Origin of the sequence: Brachybacterium sp. NBEC-018, from assembly GCF_024860185.1 — a bacterium.
Taxonomy (GTDB): domain Bacteria; phylum Actinomycetota; class Actinomycetes; order Actinomycetales; family Dermabacteraceae; genus Brachybacterium; species Brachybacterium rhamnosum.
In genome coordinates, this window is the sequence record NZ_CP100650.1 from 1,629,786 (window position 1) to 1,644,060 (window position 14,275).

The following is a 14,275-nucleotide window of genomic DNA, read 5'->3' on the forward strand; positions in this document are numbered from 1 at the left end:
CACGATGACCACCGCCACCTCCTCCACCCCTGCCCCGCGACGACTCCGCGCCGGCGTGATCGGCCTGGGCTGGGCCGGCCAGCAGCACGTCGCCGCCTACGCCGCCGACCCCACCGTGGACCTCGTCGCCCTCTCCGCGATGGAGGACCACCTGCTCACCCGCTTCGGCGACGAGCACGGCGTCGAGCTGCGCTACCCGGACTGGCAGGAGATGCTCGAGAAGGCCGATCTCGACATCGTCTCCGTCGCCACGCCCACCTTCCTCCACGCGCCCATGGCGATCGCCGCCCTCGAGGCCGGCGTCCACGTCCTCACCGAGAAGCCGATGGCGCAGTCCGCCGAGGCCGCCCGCTCGATGGTCGAGGCCTCCCGCCGCACCGGCCGCATCCTCGAGGTGTCCTTCAACCATCGTCGCCGCGGCGACGTCGCCGCCCTCGCCCAGGTCATCGAGTCCGGCGTGCTGGGCGAGATCCACTACGCGAAGACCGGTTGGGTGCGCCGCGCGGGCATCCCGGGCCTGGGGACCTGGTTCACGCAGGCGGAGAAGTCCGGCGGCGGCGCCCTCGCGGACATCGGCGTGCACATGCTCGACATGACCCTGCATCTGCTGGGTGAGCCCGCCGTGCGCACGGCCTCCGCGAGCACCTACGCGGACTTCGGCCCGCGCGGGCGCGGCGGCTCCGGCTTCGGCATCTCCGATGTCGCCGACGGCGTGCCCTTCGAGGTCGAGGACCTCGCGACGGCCTTCCTGCGACTCGAGGACGGCGCGACGGTGCTGCTCGAGGCGAGCTGGGCGCAGATGATCCCCTCGGACCGCTGCTCGGTGACGCTGTACGGGACCGAGGGCGGCGCGGAGCTCGTCTTCGGGACGCCGGAGGGGGACCACCTCACCGTCTGGACCGAGGTCGCGGGGCTCCCCGCGGAGGTCACGCCGGCCGTCGGCCCCGACGGCCGGCATGCCGCCGCGGTCGCGGACTTCATCGAGGTGGTGCGCAGCGGCGATCCCGCCGAGCACACCGGGGAGATTGCGCTGCGCCGCGCCGAGGTCCTCGAGGCCTGCTACCGCTCCGCCGCCGCGGGCGCCGAGGTGAGCATCGGCGCCTGAGCCCGGTCCCTGCCGCCCGCGGGGATGCAGGGAGAAGCCGCGAGCGGTGGACCGCCCCAGGGGGAAGGGCGACCCACCGCTCGCGGTGGTGTGGAGACGGGGTGGAGCATGCTCCACCCCGTGCCGTCAGGCGGAGCGCCTGTCCTGGAGCTCCTCGGAGACGGAGCGGCGGGGGCTGCCCGTGGTGAGCGTGATCAGGTCGGCGTCGCTGTCGACCGTCTCCTCCGCCAGGTAGTCGAAGTGCTCGGCTGCGGTGTCATGCGTATCGGTGATCTTCATCGAGTCCTCCTCGGGAAGCAGGGGGCTGTTCATCGCCGGTTCACCCGGTGTGATCCACAGCATGGCACCGGAACCTCGGAGATTCGGGCACGACACCTGGAATGTGCATGACAGACCGTTCGGGAGGAACGATCCGCGCCCCCGCCCCCGCTCAGTCGTCGCTGCGAGGATCCCGCCGGCGGGCGGCCTCGCGCTCGGCCGCGTCGATGATCGCGTCCTCGCTCTCCTCGGCGCTCGGGCCACGCCGGCCGCGCAGGCCCAGGAAGATCCCGATCGCGAGGCCCAGGCCCACGCCCACGGCGCCGCCGGCCCAGATGCTGCCGAACACCTCGATCCCCACGCCGATCCCGAGCATCGTGCCGATGAGGATGCCGAAGGGCAGCCAGGTGGCGTCGAAGGGTCGGCGGGGGCGGTCGGTCACGGGTCTCCTCAGGACGATCGGTCCCGGACAGCGTAACGGGGACGCCCGGCCCACCACCTGCACGGTGATGGGCCGGGCGCCCCCGTCGGCCGTCGAGGGGATCAGTCGTTGAACTCCGCCGGGTGCGGGCCCGTGCGGCCGTCGCGGTCCAGCGCGTCGATCGCCGAGAGCTCCTCCGGCGTGAGGTCGAAGCCGAGCACGTCGAGGTTCTGGGCGATCCGGGCGGGGGTCACGGACTTCGGGATGACGACGCGTCCCTGCTGGAGGTGCCAGCGCAGCACCACCTGGGCGGCGGTGACGCCGTGGGCCTCCGCCGCGTCGAGCACGGCCTGGTCGGAGAGCACGGCGCCCTGGGCGAGGGGGCTCCACGCCTCGGTGACGATGCCGTGGCGGGCGTTCGCCGCGACGGTCTCGCGGTTCTGCAGCGCCGGGTGCAGCTCCACCTGGTTGATCACGGGCAGCTCGCCGCCCAGCTCGGCGAGGCGGTCGAGGTGCTCGGGCAGGAAGTTCGAGACGCCGATCGAGCGGGTGAGGCCCTCCGCGCGGAGCGCCTCGAGGGTCTGCCAGGCGCCGAGGTAGGCGTCGGTCGCGGGGGCCGGCCAGTGGATGAGGAACAGGTCCACGTGGTCCAGGCCCAGCTTCTCGAGGCTTGCCGCGAGCGCCGCGCGCGGGTCCTCGAGATCGGCGACCCACAGCTTGGTGGTGACGAAGAGCTCCTCGCGGGGGAGGCCCGCGGCGGCGATCGCCCGGCCCACGCCGCGCTCGTTGCCGTACACGGCGGCCGTGTCGATGCTGCGGTAGCCGGCCTCGAGCGCGTGGCCCACGGCGGCGGTGGTCTCGTCGTCCGGGACCTGGAAGACGCCGAAGCCGAGCTGCGGGATGGAGCTGCCGTCGCGGAGGGGGACGGTGGGGACGGAGGTGGTCATGAGGGGTCCTTCCGGGTGGTGGTGCCGGCCGGGGTCGGCCGACGGGAGGTGGGTGAGGGGAGCGGGTGGGGTGGCCGCTGGGGTCACCGGGTTGCGAGGGCGGGCTCGGCGGCGGGGGTGACCTCCGCGGTGCCCCGTCGGCGCAGCTCGCCGCCGGGGGCGAGATCCGCGACGAGCAGGATCGCGAGGCCCGCGAGGGTGATCGCCGCGCCGGCCCACAGCGGGGAGGTGTAGCCGAGGCCCGCGGTGATGGTCATGCCGCCCACCCAGGCGCCGAAGGCGTTGCCGAGGTTGAACGCGGCGATGTTCGCGCCGGAGCCGAGCGTGGGCGCCGCGGACGCGTGGCGCATGATCCGCGTCTGGAGGGCCGGGACGGTCGCGAAGCCGAGGGCGCCCATGAGCACGAGCGCGACGATGGTCGCGACCTTGCTCTGCGCGGTGAGCGCGAAGATCACGAGGACCGCGGTCAGGGCGGAGAGCGCGACGACGAGGGTGAGGCTCACGTGCTTGTCCGCGGCGCGGCCGCCGAGGATGTTGCCGATGAAGAGCCCGCCGCCGAAGAGCACGAGCAGCCACGGCACCGAGGAGGAGGCGAAGCCGGAGACCTCGGTGAGGGTGAAGGCGATGTAGGTGAAGGCGCCGAACATGCCGCCGTAGCCGAGCACGGTCACGAGCATGGAGGCCCACACCTGGCCGGAGCGGAAGATCGTGAACTCGCGCAGGATGCTCCCGCCGTTCCTCTGCGGGGCGGCGACGCCGCGCGGCACGAGGATCGCGATGCCGATCAGGGCGAGGATCCCGATGAGGGTGATGGCCCAGAAGGTGGAGCGCCAGCCGGCGGCCTGGCCGAGCAGCGTGCCCAGCGGCACGCCGAGCACGTTGGCTATGGTGAGGCCCGCGAACATGAGCGCGATCGCGCCGGACTGCTTCTGCGGGGCGACCAGGGAGGCCGCGACGACGGAGCCGATGCCGAAGAACGCGCCGTGGGTGAGGGCGGCGATGATGCGGCCGGCGAGCATGGTCGTGTAGTCGGGGGAGAGGGCGGAGAGCAGGTTGCCGGCGATGAAGAAGATCATCAGGGCCAGGAGGGCGCGCTTGCGGTCCACGCGGAAGAGCGCGACGGTCATGAGGATCCCGCCCACCGCGACGGCGAGGGCGTAGCCGGAGACGAGGCCGCCGGCGGTGGCCTCGGAGACGCCGAGGCTCGTGGAGACCTCGGGCAGGAGGCCGGCGATGACGAACTCGGTGAGTCCGATGCCGAACCCGCCTGCGGCGAGTGCGAGGAGTGCGAGGGGCATGAGGGGTGATCCTCCTGGGTGTGCGGCGCGGGATATCCTGCGCCAGACGATGAAGCGCGTCTGCAGTAGTTGCAGACGCAAAGGAATCCGACGGACGAGATCGTTGCATACGCGCGCTATCGGCGCAAGGAGGGTATGCTGGGTGCGTTCGTACGAGTAAGGGAGGCCACATGGGCATCGCGGACGACGCCGTAGAGATCCGAGCACGGGGATGGCGCACGCTCGCCGCGCTCCACGGGCTCATCGAGGGCGAGCTCGAGCAGGCGCTGCAGAAGGAGCACCAGCTCTCCGTCGTCGAGTTCACCGTGCTCGACGCGCTGAGCAGGCAGGACGGCTGGCACATGCGCATGCGCCAGCTCGCGCGCGCCGCCGCGCTCTCCAGCAGCGCCACCACGCGCCTGGTCACCCGCCTTGAGGACCGCGGCCTGCTCGTGCGCATCCTCTGCACCGATGACCGCCGCGGCATCTACACCGAGCTCACCCCGCCCGGCCGCGCCCTGCTCGAGGCCGCGCACCCCACGCACGACCGGGTGCTCGAGAGCGCCCTCGCCGAGGCCGCCGAGATCCCCGAGCTCTCCGCCCTCGTCGGCGCGCTGCACGAGCAGGCGCCGGAGCCGGTCCCGGCCGGATAGGTGCCCGGCGACCGGAGGGCGGCTCGTGAGCCCGGTGCGGCGCGGCTGAGCCTCGCGGCCCGCCTCATGCCGGCCGCCATGCGCGTGCGCCGTGCGGACCGCCACCACCGCACCCGCGAGGACGTGCGGCGCCGCCTCGAGCAGCTGACCCTCCGGCCCGAGCCGACCCACCCGCCGCGCCGGTCCCGCAAGGGAGTACGGATCTCCACCGAGCAGCGTCACGGGTGGACCGTGCACCGGGTCGCGCCGCGCCATGCAGAGCCTGCGGCCACCGTGCTCCAGCTCCACGGCGGCGCCTGGATGAACGAGGCTGCCCCCGCCCACTGGCGGCTCGCGCAGCAGCTCGCCGTCGAGGCCCGGGTCGAGGTGCTGCTGCCCGTCTATCCGCTGGTCCAGCACGGCGGCACCGCCGAGACCGTCGTCCCCGTCGTCGCCCGCCTCGCCGAGGAGGCGGCGCGCCCGCTCGTGCTGCTCGGCGACTCCGCGGGCGGCACCATCGCGCTCTCCGCGGCGCTCCTGCTGCGGGACCGGGGGAGACCGGCGGATCTCACCGTCCTCATCGCCCCCGCGCTCGACCTGCGGATGCAGAATCCGGAGATCGACGCCGTGCAGCCCCATGACCCCTGGCTCGTGAAGACCGGCCAGCTCGAGCTCACCGAGCGCTGGATCGGCGAGCACGGCGAGGATCCGGTGCTGAACCCGTTCCTCGGCGACCTCCGAGGACTGGGCCCGCTGCTGCTCTTCAGCGGCACGCGGGACCTGCTGAACCCCGATACGCGGCTGTTCGTTCGCCGCGCACGGCGCGAGGGGGCGCCGATCGAGTACCACGAGGCGCCGGGGCAGATCCACGTCCACCCGCTGCTGCCGACCCCGGAGGGGCGCGAGGCGCGGGCGAGGATCGTCCGCGCGGTGCGAGAGACGGCCGGTGGGGAGTGGTCGCGGGGCCGACGGCGGTGACGGCTGGATCAGTCGAGCCTGGTCGTAGCGGTGCTGCGCGGCCGAGATGGTGCCCCCGGGCAGATTCGAACTGCCGACACCCGCTTTAGGAGTCCCGGGAGGCGGGTCCGGCGCGACGTTGTGCCTGGTGCACGGGGTGCCGCGGATGGGACGTTTGGCAGGTGTTCCGACGTCCGGGGGTCACCTGGGGGTCACGCGGAGATTTGCCCCGCGATACCTCGATGGCAAGGGCGCGGAGCGTCCGCGGCAGTCATGGCCTAGCCACGTCGTCGGCATGAGGGCGGTTCCTGGGAGACCAGGGGCCGCCCTTGCTGTGTGCGGCTGGCGGGGTGGGGTGCGACTGGGGTGCGCGAGGCCGCCCGCGGCCGCTGCGCGGGGCCCCGGTCGTGGGGCCCCGTCCCGGCAGCCGCGCGGCGGCGGAGCCGCCGCCTTGAGTCAGTAAGGAAAGTTCTCACCGACAGAGCGCACTGGCGCTGTAGGAACCTACTACGACTGCAACTTCCACGTGGCGAGGGCGAGGATGCGGTGAGCCTGAGGTCTGCCGTGTCGGGCAAAAGGCCTTACGGATAGTTTGAACCTTGGCGCTGAACAGCGTAAGGCCCCACCGACTGCAACAACGGTGAGGCCTTACACTGCTGGGCAATAGGAAGCGAGCTAGCTCGCTTCACTGACGTGGAGGGCTTCTACTTGATGTAGCTGTAGTCGCCGTAAGCGGTCATGACGCCCTTGTTGGTAACCCGGACGAGCAGGTGCTGCGTCCAGCCGACACCCTTAATGGGGCTACCGTGCACTGCCATCTCGGCCTGTGCGTGCTGCGAAGAAGACGACGTCTTGCGCACGATCGTTGGGCTACCGCACTTCGTCAAGTAGTTGCATCCACCACCGTAAACGCGCGTGATGGTGAACTTCCCGCCAGAGCGCTTGCCGTCAAATTTGAACTTGGCGGTACCAATCAGGTAGGCAGCTTCAACATTGCACCCGGTGTAAGTGGTCGTTGAGCCAGAGGTCTTCTTCGAGGAGCACCCAACCCCCTTGACGGCGATTGCCCGGGTTGTGATTGTGCCTGGCTTGGGGTCGTCCGCCTGGTCCCCCGAGGTAGAGGTGACTGTTGTCGCAGAACCGTCTGCGTAGCGGTAGACGGTAACGTAGCCGCCCTTAACCTCCTCGGTGTACTCCTCAGTTGGCGCGCTGTCAGCCTTCATTGAATCCGGGACTTCCCCGGCGCGAACCTTCGCGATAAGGTCTGCGATGTCATCTTCTGTTACGCCAGCATCGCCGAAAAGCTTGGTGAGCTCCGCGTCCGAGTACGCTGTAAGCCCATCGTGATCTGGCGTCTCAGCTGTCGCGGTCGCTGGGAAACCGATTCCGATAATGAGCGCAATGAGGAGGGCGGTCAGTGCGCCTGCGCGACGATTAGTTTTCACCTGCTTGTCCCACCCGTCTTGCCGCGCCCACTTCGGACCCCCTTGAATAGTGCAAAGCCGATGACGCCGATCAGTGCGAGCCATCCTGCGCCAAACAGGACTTCACTGAGCTGTGGCACTACGAAATGCATCTTTCCCCCTTTGGTGTGGGCCATCAATCGATGGCAACGTTGCGTGAGGTGCTCCGCTGGGCTCGGCCCCTCGCGGGGCACTATACCACGGCGGGTGTGTGGCGGCAGGGGTAGGTGGACGTGTGCCTACTTGAGTGCATTTGGAAGTGCCTTGTTTGAAGGCGCCTGCTATGGAGATGGTTCAAGCGCAGGCGCTCATACAAGCTCTGTGCGTCGGGTTTTTTGGATTGTTTGAGCTACGGCATTGCCTCGCCCGCGTAGTGGAACAGAAAACCTTGGCCGGTTCACTCGTCGTGCTCACGGGCGTCGGGTTCGGCGTGGTGGACCGTAGGATCGATCCATGGGTACGACGGTGACGCTCGCGGAGGCGGCGACGGCTTACGGGGTGTCGCCGTCGCAGTTCCGCGCTCAGGTAGCGGCGGGCGAGGCTCCACTGCCGGTCCTAGGGCCGGAGGGCGGGGAGTGTTGGAATCTGGTCGAGTTGGCGACTCGTCGGCCTCTTGCGCTCTCGGATGAGCAGGAGCGGTCGATCCGGGCTGAGGTTGCGCGTCGGTTCGCTCGTGGTCGTGGGTGGGAGGACGGAACCGTCCGGCAGCTCGTTGCGCTCTCGTTAAGTCCGAGGGAGGCCCAGGCGTTTGTGGACGGGACGGTGCTGCATGATATGCGCCTTGATATCTATAAAGCCGCGTCGCGTGTTCTGGCTGTACGCGTGAACCTTCGAGGGCGTCTCTATGAGAAGAGCTCGGCGGCGGTAAGCGTCGACGAGGAGACCCTCATTCGCGATGCGGCCCAACATATCGGCGAGGGGAGTAACGTTTTTGAGGTGCTCGCGGACCTGACCGTCACGCTTACGTCTAATGGGCATGCTGAAGTTCTAATGCCGAGGTGTTTCGATCCGAACTTCTGGAAGAGTCAGCGCAGCGCTGCAAGCTTTGGTGACTACTTGCTGACTCTGGAAAAAATGTGGCTACCGCATATCGCGTGAGTAGTTGAATATTGTTTCTGGCAGCTACATCGACCTGAAAGGTGCTCTGATGATTGATGGAGGATATGAATGGGCCGAGCATCAGTTGCGCGAGTTCATTGCTCTTATCGAAGAGACTAAGAAATTTCGGGGCAGCACGAAGGACGCTGTCGCGCGCGTGAAGCAAGAGGTCCCGGTGGTTCGTCAGATCTTGCTGCGTCTCGACCCCGAGCTGGCTGGATTCAAGACCGGCGGGTTGGCCATATGGGATAAGGCCCTGGATGCTGCTCACGCCGGAATTGGCGCCATTAAGGCGGCCACTGAAGTTGAAAGGCGCATGGGCCCCTCGTTGCCTCAGACGGATCTCGGCGCCCTTCATCCGACGGTTGCAGGTGCCGCACGTAAGTCGTTCAGTCGTGAGGACTATTCGCAGGCCGTAAGCATTGCCGCGGAGCAAGTAGTGCAAGAGGCGCGATCGCGTACGGGGCGTACAGACCTGGTGGGCATCGATGTTTGGCGGCAGGCATTTTCCTCAAGTCCGCCGAGTGCCGGTGCACCGAGACTACGCTGGCCTGGTGACCCTAGTGACGTAGACGTTCGAAATATGAATGAGGGCCTTAGGGACCTGGCGGCGGGCCTACAGCGCACAGTGAGAAATACTTCAGCACATCATCCTGATGCGGGAATTAGTCGCGAGGAAGCTATTGAAAGGCTAGCCGCCTTGAGTTTGCTTGCGACATTTGTCGAGCGATGCGAAATGATTAGCGCTTCAGACTTTTCCGAGGGGGCAGTTGACGCTCCATCGTAGCAATGAGCCTCGCGTTTGACGCGCGGAGTCGACGATCGACGCGTTCTTAGATATGCGGAATGCTAGCTCCAGGAATTAAGCGGTCGGTGTATCCCGCGGCAACTAATGTTTTGAATGCTGCCATCACACCCGATCCGACCTCCTGGGGAATAGCAAAGCCTTCATCGGCGTACACCCAGATGCGCTGCGTATCTCCTACTAGCATATTCAGGACTCTTTTTGTATCGCCAATCGCAGTAAGATATTCAGTTAATGTCTGCGGACGCGACGAGCAAGTTACCTTTAATTCCGGCCAGAGCTTCCGGGATGTAGCAAATGCGCGTCGCTGCTGATATGGGCGGCTCACGATAATCGCAGACTTGACCCACAGGTGTTCGGAGTCCAAAAGGGCCTTGGCGAAGCTGAAATTCTCTCCCGTGTTTCGTGCGTTTGGCTCAACTAGTATTGCTGAAGCGGGAACGCCAAGCTCGATCGCGCGGTCTGTGTAGTGGGCTGCTTCTCCGCGAGGGAATATGTCCACCGTCGTCGGCGCATTGGCGCCAGTGAACAGAATGCGTGGAACCATCCCGTTGGCGTAGAGGTCGGCCGCGTGCTCTGCCACGCCGATGTCATGGCTGCCGAGACCAATAGCGATGTCGGCGGGCTCGTCGGCGTTGTTGAGCTGGTGGTACGACCAGAGGGCTTCGGCTGCTTGCATCAGGTCGGCGGGGAGCATGTGGTCAGTCTGGCATGTCGAAGGAGTAGCTCCACGTGAACATCGATGCACGGTGGACTCCGATCGCGAACTCGACCGGTCTGCCGGTCTGCGTGCTGATGGTTCGCTTCAGGATCACGACTGGCTCACCTGCGGGCACTTCGAGAGCTTCGGCTTCCACCGGTGCGGGCATCCGCGCGCCGATCTCCTCTTTGACGCGATGGGGTTCAAGTCCTTGAAGGGTGAGAACAGCGAAACCTCCGCCTCTGGTCGCCGGACCGGGGCTCGGATCGACCAGCGGGGTGCCGGCCACGTCTTCCTCACGGTAGAAACTCACGAGGCTATGTGTCGGCGTCCCTTCAAGACGGATGATGCGGCTTCGCATGTAGACGAGGCTGTCCACGGAGACCTTGAGGGCGTCCGCTGCCTCTTGGGTCGGCGTAGTTAGCTCGACGGTCTGAGTCTGGTCGCTCGGTGACCATGGGAGTTCGCTCGCCTCGCGATCCGCGGCGAACGCGACAGTTCCGTACTTCCACTTGCTCTTGGAGTACCGCTCCGCCCCGAGCCGCCGGACCTGGGGACGCTCGCGCACAACTGTGCCCCGGCGACGGACGGGCGTCACCAGCCCTTCGGACTCAAGTAGCGCGACCGCGGCACGCACAGTCTTCACGTTGACTCCGTACTCCTGCGCAAGGTCTGCCTGGCGGGGCAGTGTCTCGCCGGGCTCCGGCCTCCCTTGTGCGATCTGCTCGCGCAGCTCCCGCGCCAGCTCCTTGTAGCCGAGCGTCATCTGCTCTCCTCTCGTAAGCGTCTAAGGGTACCCCTACCAGGAGTGATGTCGCCTTGCGTGTGATAGAGGTAGCACTATGACGCCCGTGGTGCTACGGTTGCAATAGAACCACCTCAAAGGGAGGTGGCCGAGGAGGAGATGAGACCCATGGCCACGTTCGCAGTGGACAGCAGCAAGCAGCAGATGATCGGCACGGGCGTGGTGGAGCCGATCATGGAGTGGGTGGAGGTCGATGGCAAGCGGCGTCCGGGTGAGAACCAGGCGCGGCACGGGGACACGGGGATGCCGCTGTGGGCGGTGGAGTGCGTGTACCGCACGGAGGAGTGGGGGCGTGCCTCGACGGTCTCGGAGAAGGTGGGCGTCGGCGCGATTCACCAGCCGAACGTCCCGCCGTTCCAGCCCGTGCGGTTCGACGGTCTGACGGTCTCGGTGCGGGTGGACCGCCGGACGAACCAGGTGCAGTGCTCGTGGTCGGCGGAGTCCATCGTGAGCGCTGATGACGCGAAGAAGGCGGCTGCCTGATGGCCGGGCAGGAGAAGGACGACTGGCTGGCGGCGCTGATCGGCGGTGTGATCGGCGGATTGTTCGTCGTGACGCTGTGGCTCTTGCGGGGCTTCTGGGTCACGCTGGGCTGGCTGGCGCTGTTCGTGACCGCCCTCGTGCTTGACGGGGAGGGGGACTCGTCCTGGTACCCGTACTCCATCGGCGTGCTCGCGCTGCTGGTGATTCTCCTGGTGCTGTCGCGTCGCTTCGAGTGGCTGCGCCGAGTGCTCCCGGTCGTCGCGGAGTGCGGTGCGCGGCGGAGGAAGCGGGCCCGGGCAGCGGGAAATCGGCTGCTGCGGAGCTTCGGGTTCGCGGCCGTCAACGATGAGCGTCTGTATCGGACGTCGTTCCGTCGCGGGGTGTGGGTGATCGACGCACCGCTTCCCGCGTTGACGGATCCCAAGGGTGTCGAGGCTTCGGTGATGGGCCGGCTGGCGCTCGTGGAGGGTGCGCAGAGTGTGCGCGTGCAGCAGACGGGACCGGGCGGACACTATCGCATCGAGTTCCTGGACGAGGTGCCGCGTGATCCTCGGGCGGAGATGCTGCCGCTCGATGGGCCGATGCCGTGGTCCGGGGACTGGGCTGCGGTGCCGTACGGGCTGCGTGCTGATGGGTCCGTGGCGACTCACAAGGTGCGCGAGTGCAGCGGCACCGTCGTGGGTGGTCTGCCCGGCGGTGGAAAGACGGCGGGACTGACGGCACTGCTCAGCGTCCTGGTTCCGTCCCCCGCTGTTCAGTTCCTCGTGTGGGATGGCAAGGGCGGCCACGACTGGGGCTGGATGGCTCCGCGTGCCTCACTGTACAACCGCTCGGATGACGATCGTCAGCGGGCGGCACTCGAACTCGAGGCGGTCGTGGCCGTGATGCGGCAGCGCCTCGATCAAATGATTGAGCTGCGCGGAGGCCCTTCGGTCTGGGAGACCGGCGGTCCGTCTAAGGACGTTCCCCTGCTGGTTCTCATCATTGATGAGTGCCAGACCTACCTGGACGTCACGCAGGTCATGAAGGGTGACAAGGAGGCAGCAGCTTTCCGGGACCGGACCGAATCGGCTATCGCATCCCTGGTGCGTAAGGGTCGGTCGGTGGGAATCTGGGTCATTCCGACGACGCAGAAGCCGACCAGTGATTCACTTCCGACGACCATCGGTGCAAATGCGGCAAGCGCGGTTGCGTTTTCTGTGAAGACTCCGGATGCGGAGAAGGCCATCATGGGTACGTCTCCGGGGCCCGATGATCCCACGGCGACGGCGCTTCCTCCGGAGCCTGGCTACGCGGTGGTGGCGTCGGAGACCGGAGGCCGGGAGGTAGTCAGGTTCGGGTATCTGCGGACGGAGACCGCTTCGGCGCTGGCGCATGCTCACGCTGGGCTGCGCCGTGACGTGATCGGTCCTGTGGTGCCTGATCCCGATCCCTCGGAGGAGGCGTCGCCTCGGGCATCGGGCTCGTCGGAGGACTCATCCGAGCCGGTCAGGCCTGCCCGGAAGCGTTCGCCTCGACGCTCTCGTCAGGCGGAGGCCGCGTGATGACCAGTCAGATGCGGGCGTGGGTGGCTGTGGCTGCCTGCGCCCGCCCGGGGGCGGCTGAACTGCCATGGACCGCTGAGGTTGCTACGGGGGCGGAGCGTCGCTCGATGGCCCGTGTGTGCGCTGGGTGCCCCGTCCTTGGCGCGTGCAGCGCGGAAGTCCTGCGGGACCGTCCGACGGCGGGGTTCTGGGCGGGGCGGGATCTGACGGCCTCCGAGGCCCCGGAGCAGTTGGCGCTTCGGTTGGGGGCGATGGCTCGTGGAGCTTGAGAAGTTGGTGGCGGGCTACGTCTCGGCGGGGATGCCGGGTGCGGGTGCTCTGCCTGACCTTGACCTCGGGTCCCTGTCGGCGGCTGCTGTCGAGACAGTGGACTGGCGTGTCCGTCGCGGCGCGTGGTCGGCGTGGAGCGATGCAGCTGCTCGGGTGGGGTGGTGCTCTCACCCGGTGATGCTGCGCGGCTCCTCGCTGACGCTTGATGCGGCGACCGGTGTCATGGAGGGGTTCTCATCGGGTGATGCTCCGGGCGGCGTTGTTCGGGTGCCGTGTGGGAATCGTCGGGCGGACAAGTGCCCGGCCTGCTCGCGGGTCTACGCGCGGGACACCTTCGAGATGATCCGGACGGGGCTGCTCGGCGGGAAGCTGGTGCCGGATACGGTGGCGGACAATCCGCTCGTGTTCGCGACCTTGACCGCGCCCTCGTTCGGGCGGGTGCACGGGGTGCGTGATGGCGGGCTGTGCCGTCCTCGCAAGGACGCGGGGGAGTGTGAGCACGGGCGGTCGCTGAGCTGCTTCAAGGCCCACGAAGACGGCGACGAACAGGTCGGGTCGCCTCTGTGCTGGGAGTGCTACGACTGGACTTCCGCTCTCGTGTGGCAGTGGCACGCGCCGGAGCTGTGGCGGCGTATGACCATCGCGCTGCGGCGGGCCCTGGCGGCGCACCTCGGGGTGACGGGTGCGGGTCTGCGGAAGGTCGCGACGGTCCAGTACGCGAAGGTCGCGGAGTTCCAGGCCCGTGGCCTCGTGCACTTTCACGCGCTCGTGCGGGTCGATGGCCCAGACGGTCCCGGTTCTCCCGCTCCGGTCGATGGCGTGACTCTGGCTCACCTGGTGGAGCAGGCCGCGCGCGGGGTCCGGGTCGAGGCTCCTCCGGTCGATGGTGCGGACGTGCCGCGTGTGCTGCGCTTCGGTGTGCAGCTCGACGCGCGGACCGTGCGCACTGGCCGACCGGGGGACCTGCTTGACGACGTGCGGACCAGCGATGAGCTGCACGCGGGCCAGGTCGCTGGGTATCTCGCGAAGTACGCGACGAAAGCTGCCCACGACGGCGGTGTGCAGCGGCCGCATATGCGGAAGATGGAACGACTTTGTCTTTCGCTCGCGAAACGGGCACATGCTTCTGATCCTTATTCACCCTACGTGCTACTCGGCAAGTGGGCACGGATGCTTGGTTTTCGCGGGCACTTCTCGACAAAATCACGTGCTTATTCGGTGACGCTGGGCCGGCTGCGAGCTGCGCGACGACGATATGCGCGACTGAAAGCGGAGTCGGAGCGGACGGGGCAGCCGCTCGATGTTGGGGACCTGGATGCGCTGCTGCTTGGCGAGGATGAGACGACGCTCGTGGTCGGGTCCTCGTGGGAGTTCGTCGGGAGCGGCTGGGGGAGCGTGGGAGAGAAGGAGCTCGCGGAGGCGGCGGCTGCTCGGGCCAGGGAGTACGCGCGACTCAAGGCGTCGAATCACAAGATGAAAAGGGAGGGGTAAGAATTGTCGACAGAGGAAG

16 protein-coding genes and 1 tRNA gene are annotated in these 14,275 nt (G+C 67.6%); 9 read left to right on the plus strand and 8 right to left on the minus strand.

The window, feature by feature from the left end; genetic code table 11:
* Window positions 1–4: 4 nt before the first annotated feature.
* Entirely contained in the window at window positions 5–1,105 is a 1,101-nt protein-coding gene (locus NLU66_RS07275) for a Gfo/Idh/MocA family protein (RefSeq protein WP_259362259.1), read from the plus strand.
* A 126-nt stretch (window positions 1,106–1,231) separates the two neighbouring features.
* Here the strand turns inward: NLU66_RS07275 and NLU66_RS07280 are convergent, their stop codons facing one another.
* The 4 genes from NLU66_RS07280 to NLU66_RS07295 all read right to left on the minus strand — a co-directional run bounded on the left by NLU66_RS07280 (window position 1,232) and on the right by NLU66_RS07295 (window position 4,029).
* On the minus strand, window positions 1,232–1,384 hold the full coding sequence (locus tag NLU66_RS07280) for a hypothetical protein (RefSeq protein WP_259362260.1): 153 nt from the start codon (window positions 1,382–1,384) through the stop codon (window positions 1,232–1,234).
* Window positions 1,385–1,535: 151 nt separating this feature from the next.
* Window positions 1,536–1,805, minus strand: coding sequence for a hypothetical protein (locus tag NLU66_RS07285; RefSeq protein WP_259362261.1), 270 nt, complete (start codon window positions 1,803–1,805; stop codon window positions 1,536–1,538).
* A gap of 101 nt (window positions 1,806–1,906) precedes the next feature.
* Window positions 1,907–2,731 (minus strand): aldo/keto reductase, encoded by an 825-nt coding sequence (locus NLU66_RS07290; protein WP_259362262.1) that lies wholly within the window; start codon window positions 2,729–2,731, stop codon window positions 1,907–1,909.
* An 83-nt stretch (window positions 2,732–2,814) separates the two neighbouring features.
* Window positions 2,815–4,029, minus strand: a complete 1,215-nt coding sequence (locus NLU66_RS07295) for an MFS transporter (protein WP_259362263.1) — start codon at window positions 4,027–4,029, stop codon at window positions 2,815–2,817.
* A 170-nt stretch (window positions 4,030–4,199) separates the two neighbouring features.
* Here NLU66_RS07295 and NLU66_RS07300 point away from each other — a divergent pair, with 170 nt between their 5' ends.
* Both NLU66_RS07300 and NLU66_RS07305 read left to right on the plus strand, forming a co-directional pair.
* On the plus strand, window positions 4,200–4,661 hold the full coding sequence (locus NLU66_RS07300) for a MarR family winged helix-turn-helix transcriptional regulator (protein WP_259362264.1): 462 nt from the start codon (window positions 4,200–4,202) through the stop codon (window positions 4,659–4,661).
* Between the two features lie 66 nt (window positions 4,662–4,727).
* Entirely contained in the window at window positions 4,728–5,618 is an 891-nt protein-coding gene (locus NLU66_RS07305) for an alpha/beta hydrolase (RefSeq protein ID WP_259362265.1), read from the plus strand.
* Between the two features lie 47 nt (window positions 5,619–5,665).
* On the opposite strand, the gene NLU66_RS07310 is transcribed toward NLU66_RS07305, so the two are convergent.
* Window positions 5,666–5,758 (minus strand) — tRNA-OTHER (locus tag NLU66_RS07310).
* Between the two features lie 543 nt (window positions 5,759–6,301).
* Window positions 6,302–7,042: a hypothetical protein gene (locus NLU66_RS07315; RefSeq protein ID WP_259362266.1), complete on the minus strand. Its 741-nt coding sequence runs from the start codon at window positions 7,040–7,042 to the stop codon at window positions 6,302–6,304.
* Window positions 7,043–7,513: 471 nt separating this feature from the next.
* Between NLU66_RS07315 and NLU66_RS07320 the strand changes: the two genes are divergently transcribed.
* Together NLU66_RS07320 and NLU66_RS07325 are read left to right on the plus strand one after the other, a co-directional pair.
* Window positions 7,514–8,158 carry a hypothetical protein gene (locus NLU66_RS07320; protein WP_259362267.1) on the plus strand — a complete coding sequence of 215 codons (645 nt, stop codon included), beginning with the start codon at window positions 7,514–7,516 and terminating at the stop codon, window positions 8,156–8,158.
* A gap of 4 nt (window positions 8,159–8,162) precedes the next feature.
* The gene (locus NLU66_RS07325) at window positions 8,163–8,945 is read left to right on the plus strand and encodes a TIGR02391 family protein (RefSeq protein WP_259362268.1); all 783 of its coding nucleotides are present in this window, start codon (window positions 8,163–8,165) and stop codon (window positions 8,943–8,945) included.
* A 46-nt stretch (window positions 8,946–8,991) separates the two neighbouring features.
* Here NLU66_RS07325 and NLU66_RS07330 read toward each other — a convergent pair whose 3' ends face one another.
* Both NLU66_RS07330 and NLU66_RS07335 read right to left on the minus strand, forming a co-directional pair.
* Entirely contained in the window at window positions 8,992–9,660 is a 669-nt protein-coding gene (locus tag NLU66_RS07330; RefSeq protein WP_259362269.1) for a YdcF family protein, read from the minus strand.
* A 4-nt stretch (window positions 9,661–9,664) separates the two neighbouring features.
* Entirely contained in the window at window positions 9,665–10,429 is a 765-nt protein-coding gene (locus NLU66_RS07335; protein WP_259362270.1) for a GntR family transcriptional regulator, read from the minus strand.
* Between the two features lie 147 nt (window positions 10,430–10,576).
* Here NLU66_RS07335 and NLU66_RS07340 point away from each other — a divergent pair, with 147 nt between their 5' ends.
* Genes NLU66_RS07340 through NLU66_RS07350 form a run of 4 tightly spaced genes read left to right on the plus strand, consistent with a single transcriptional unit; the run spans window position 10,577 to window position 14,256 of the window.
* Entirely contained in the window at window positions 10,577–10,951 is a 375-nt protein-coding gene (locus NLU66_RS07340) for a hypothetical protein (RefSeq protein WP_259362271.1), read from the plus strand.
* Window positions 10,951–12,495 carry a hypothetical protein gene (locus NLU66_RS07345; RefSeq protein ID WP_259362272.1) on the plus strand — a complete coding sequence of 515 codons (1,545 nt, stop codon included), beginning with the start codon at window positions 10,951–10,953 and terminating at the stop codon, window positions 12,493–12,495. Before NLU66_RS07340 ends, NLU66_RS07345 begins: the two co-directional genes overlap by 1 nt.
* Window positions 12,496–12,506: 11 nt before the next feature.
* A complete protein-coding gene (locus NLU66_RS17730; RefSeq protein WP_416232194.1) occupies window positions 12,507–12,764 on the plus strand; it encodes a WhiB family transcriptional regulator in 258 nt (85 codons plus the stop codon).
* Window positions 12,754–14,256 (plus strand): replication initiator, encoded by a 1,503-nt coding sequence (locus NLU66_RS07350; RefSeq protein WP_259362273.1) that lies wholly within the window; start codon window positions 12,754–12,756, stop codon window positions 14,254–14,256. The genes NLU66_RS17730 and NLU66_RS07350 overlap by 11 nt, the downstream gene beginning before the upstream one ends.
* Window positions 14,257–14,275: the final 19 nt, after the last annotated feature.

What these genes read in the sequence shown, in the direction of transcription:
- NLU66_RS07280 (WP_259362260.1), bottom strand. Translation starts at nt 1,384, where the DNA reads ATGAAGATCACCGATACGCATGACACCGCAGCCGAGCACTTCGACTAC.
- NLU66_RS07320 (WP_259362267.1), top strand. Translation starts at nt 7,514, where the DNA reads ATGGGTACGACGGTGACGCTCGCGGAGGCGGCGACGGCTTACGGGGTG.
- NLU66_RS07340 (WP_259362271.1), top strand. Translation starts at nt 10,577, where the DNA reads ATGGCCACGTTCGCAGTGGACAGCAGCAAGCAGCAGATGATCGGCACG.
- NLU66_RS07275 (WP_259362259.1), top strand. Translation starts at nt 5, where the DNA reads ATGACCACCGCCACCTCCTCCACCCCTGCCCCGCGACGACTCCGCGCC.
- NLU66_RS07290 (WP_259362262.1), bottom strand. Translation starts at nt 2,731, where the DNA reads ATGACCACCTCCGTCCCCACCGTCCCCCTCCGCGACGGCAGCTCCATC.
- NLU66_RS07305 (WP_259362265.1), top strand. Translation starts at nt 4,728, where the DNA reads ATGCCGGCCGCCATGCGCGTGCGCCGTGCGGACCGCCACCACCGCACC.
- NLU66_RS07330 (WP_259362269.1), bottom strand. Translation starts at nt 9,660, where the DNA reads ATGCTCCCCGCCGACCTGATGCAAGCAGCCGAAGCCCTCTGGTCGTAC.
- NLU66_RS07345 (WP_259362272.1), top strand. Translation starts at nt 10,951, where the DNA reads ATGGCCGGGCAGGAGAAGGACGACTGGCTGGCGGCGCTGATCGGCGGT.
- NLU66_RS07335 (WP_259362270.1), bottom strand. Translation starts at nt 10,429, where the DNA reads ATGACGCTCGGCTACAAGGAGCTGGCGCGGGAGCTGCGCGAGCAGATC.
- NLU66_RS07300 (WP_259362264.1), top strand. Translation starts at nt 4,200, where the DNA reads ATGGGCATCGCGGACGACGCCGTAGAGATCCGAGCACGGGGATGGCGC.
- NLU66_RS07295 (WP_259362263.1), bottom strand. Translation starts at nt 4,029, where the DNA reads ATGCCCCTCGCACTCCTCGCACTCGCCGCAGGCGGGTTCGGCATCGGA.
- NLU66_RS17730 (WP_416232194.1), top strand. Translation starts at nt 12,507, where the DNA reads ATGCGGGCGTGGGTGGCTGTGGCTGCCTGCGCCCGCCCGGGGGCGGCT.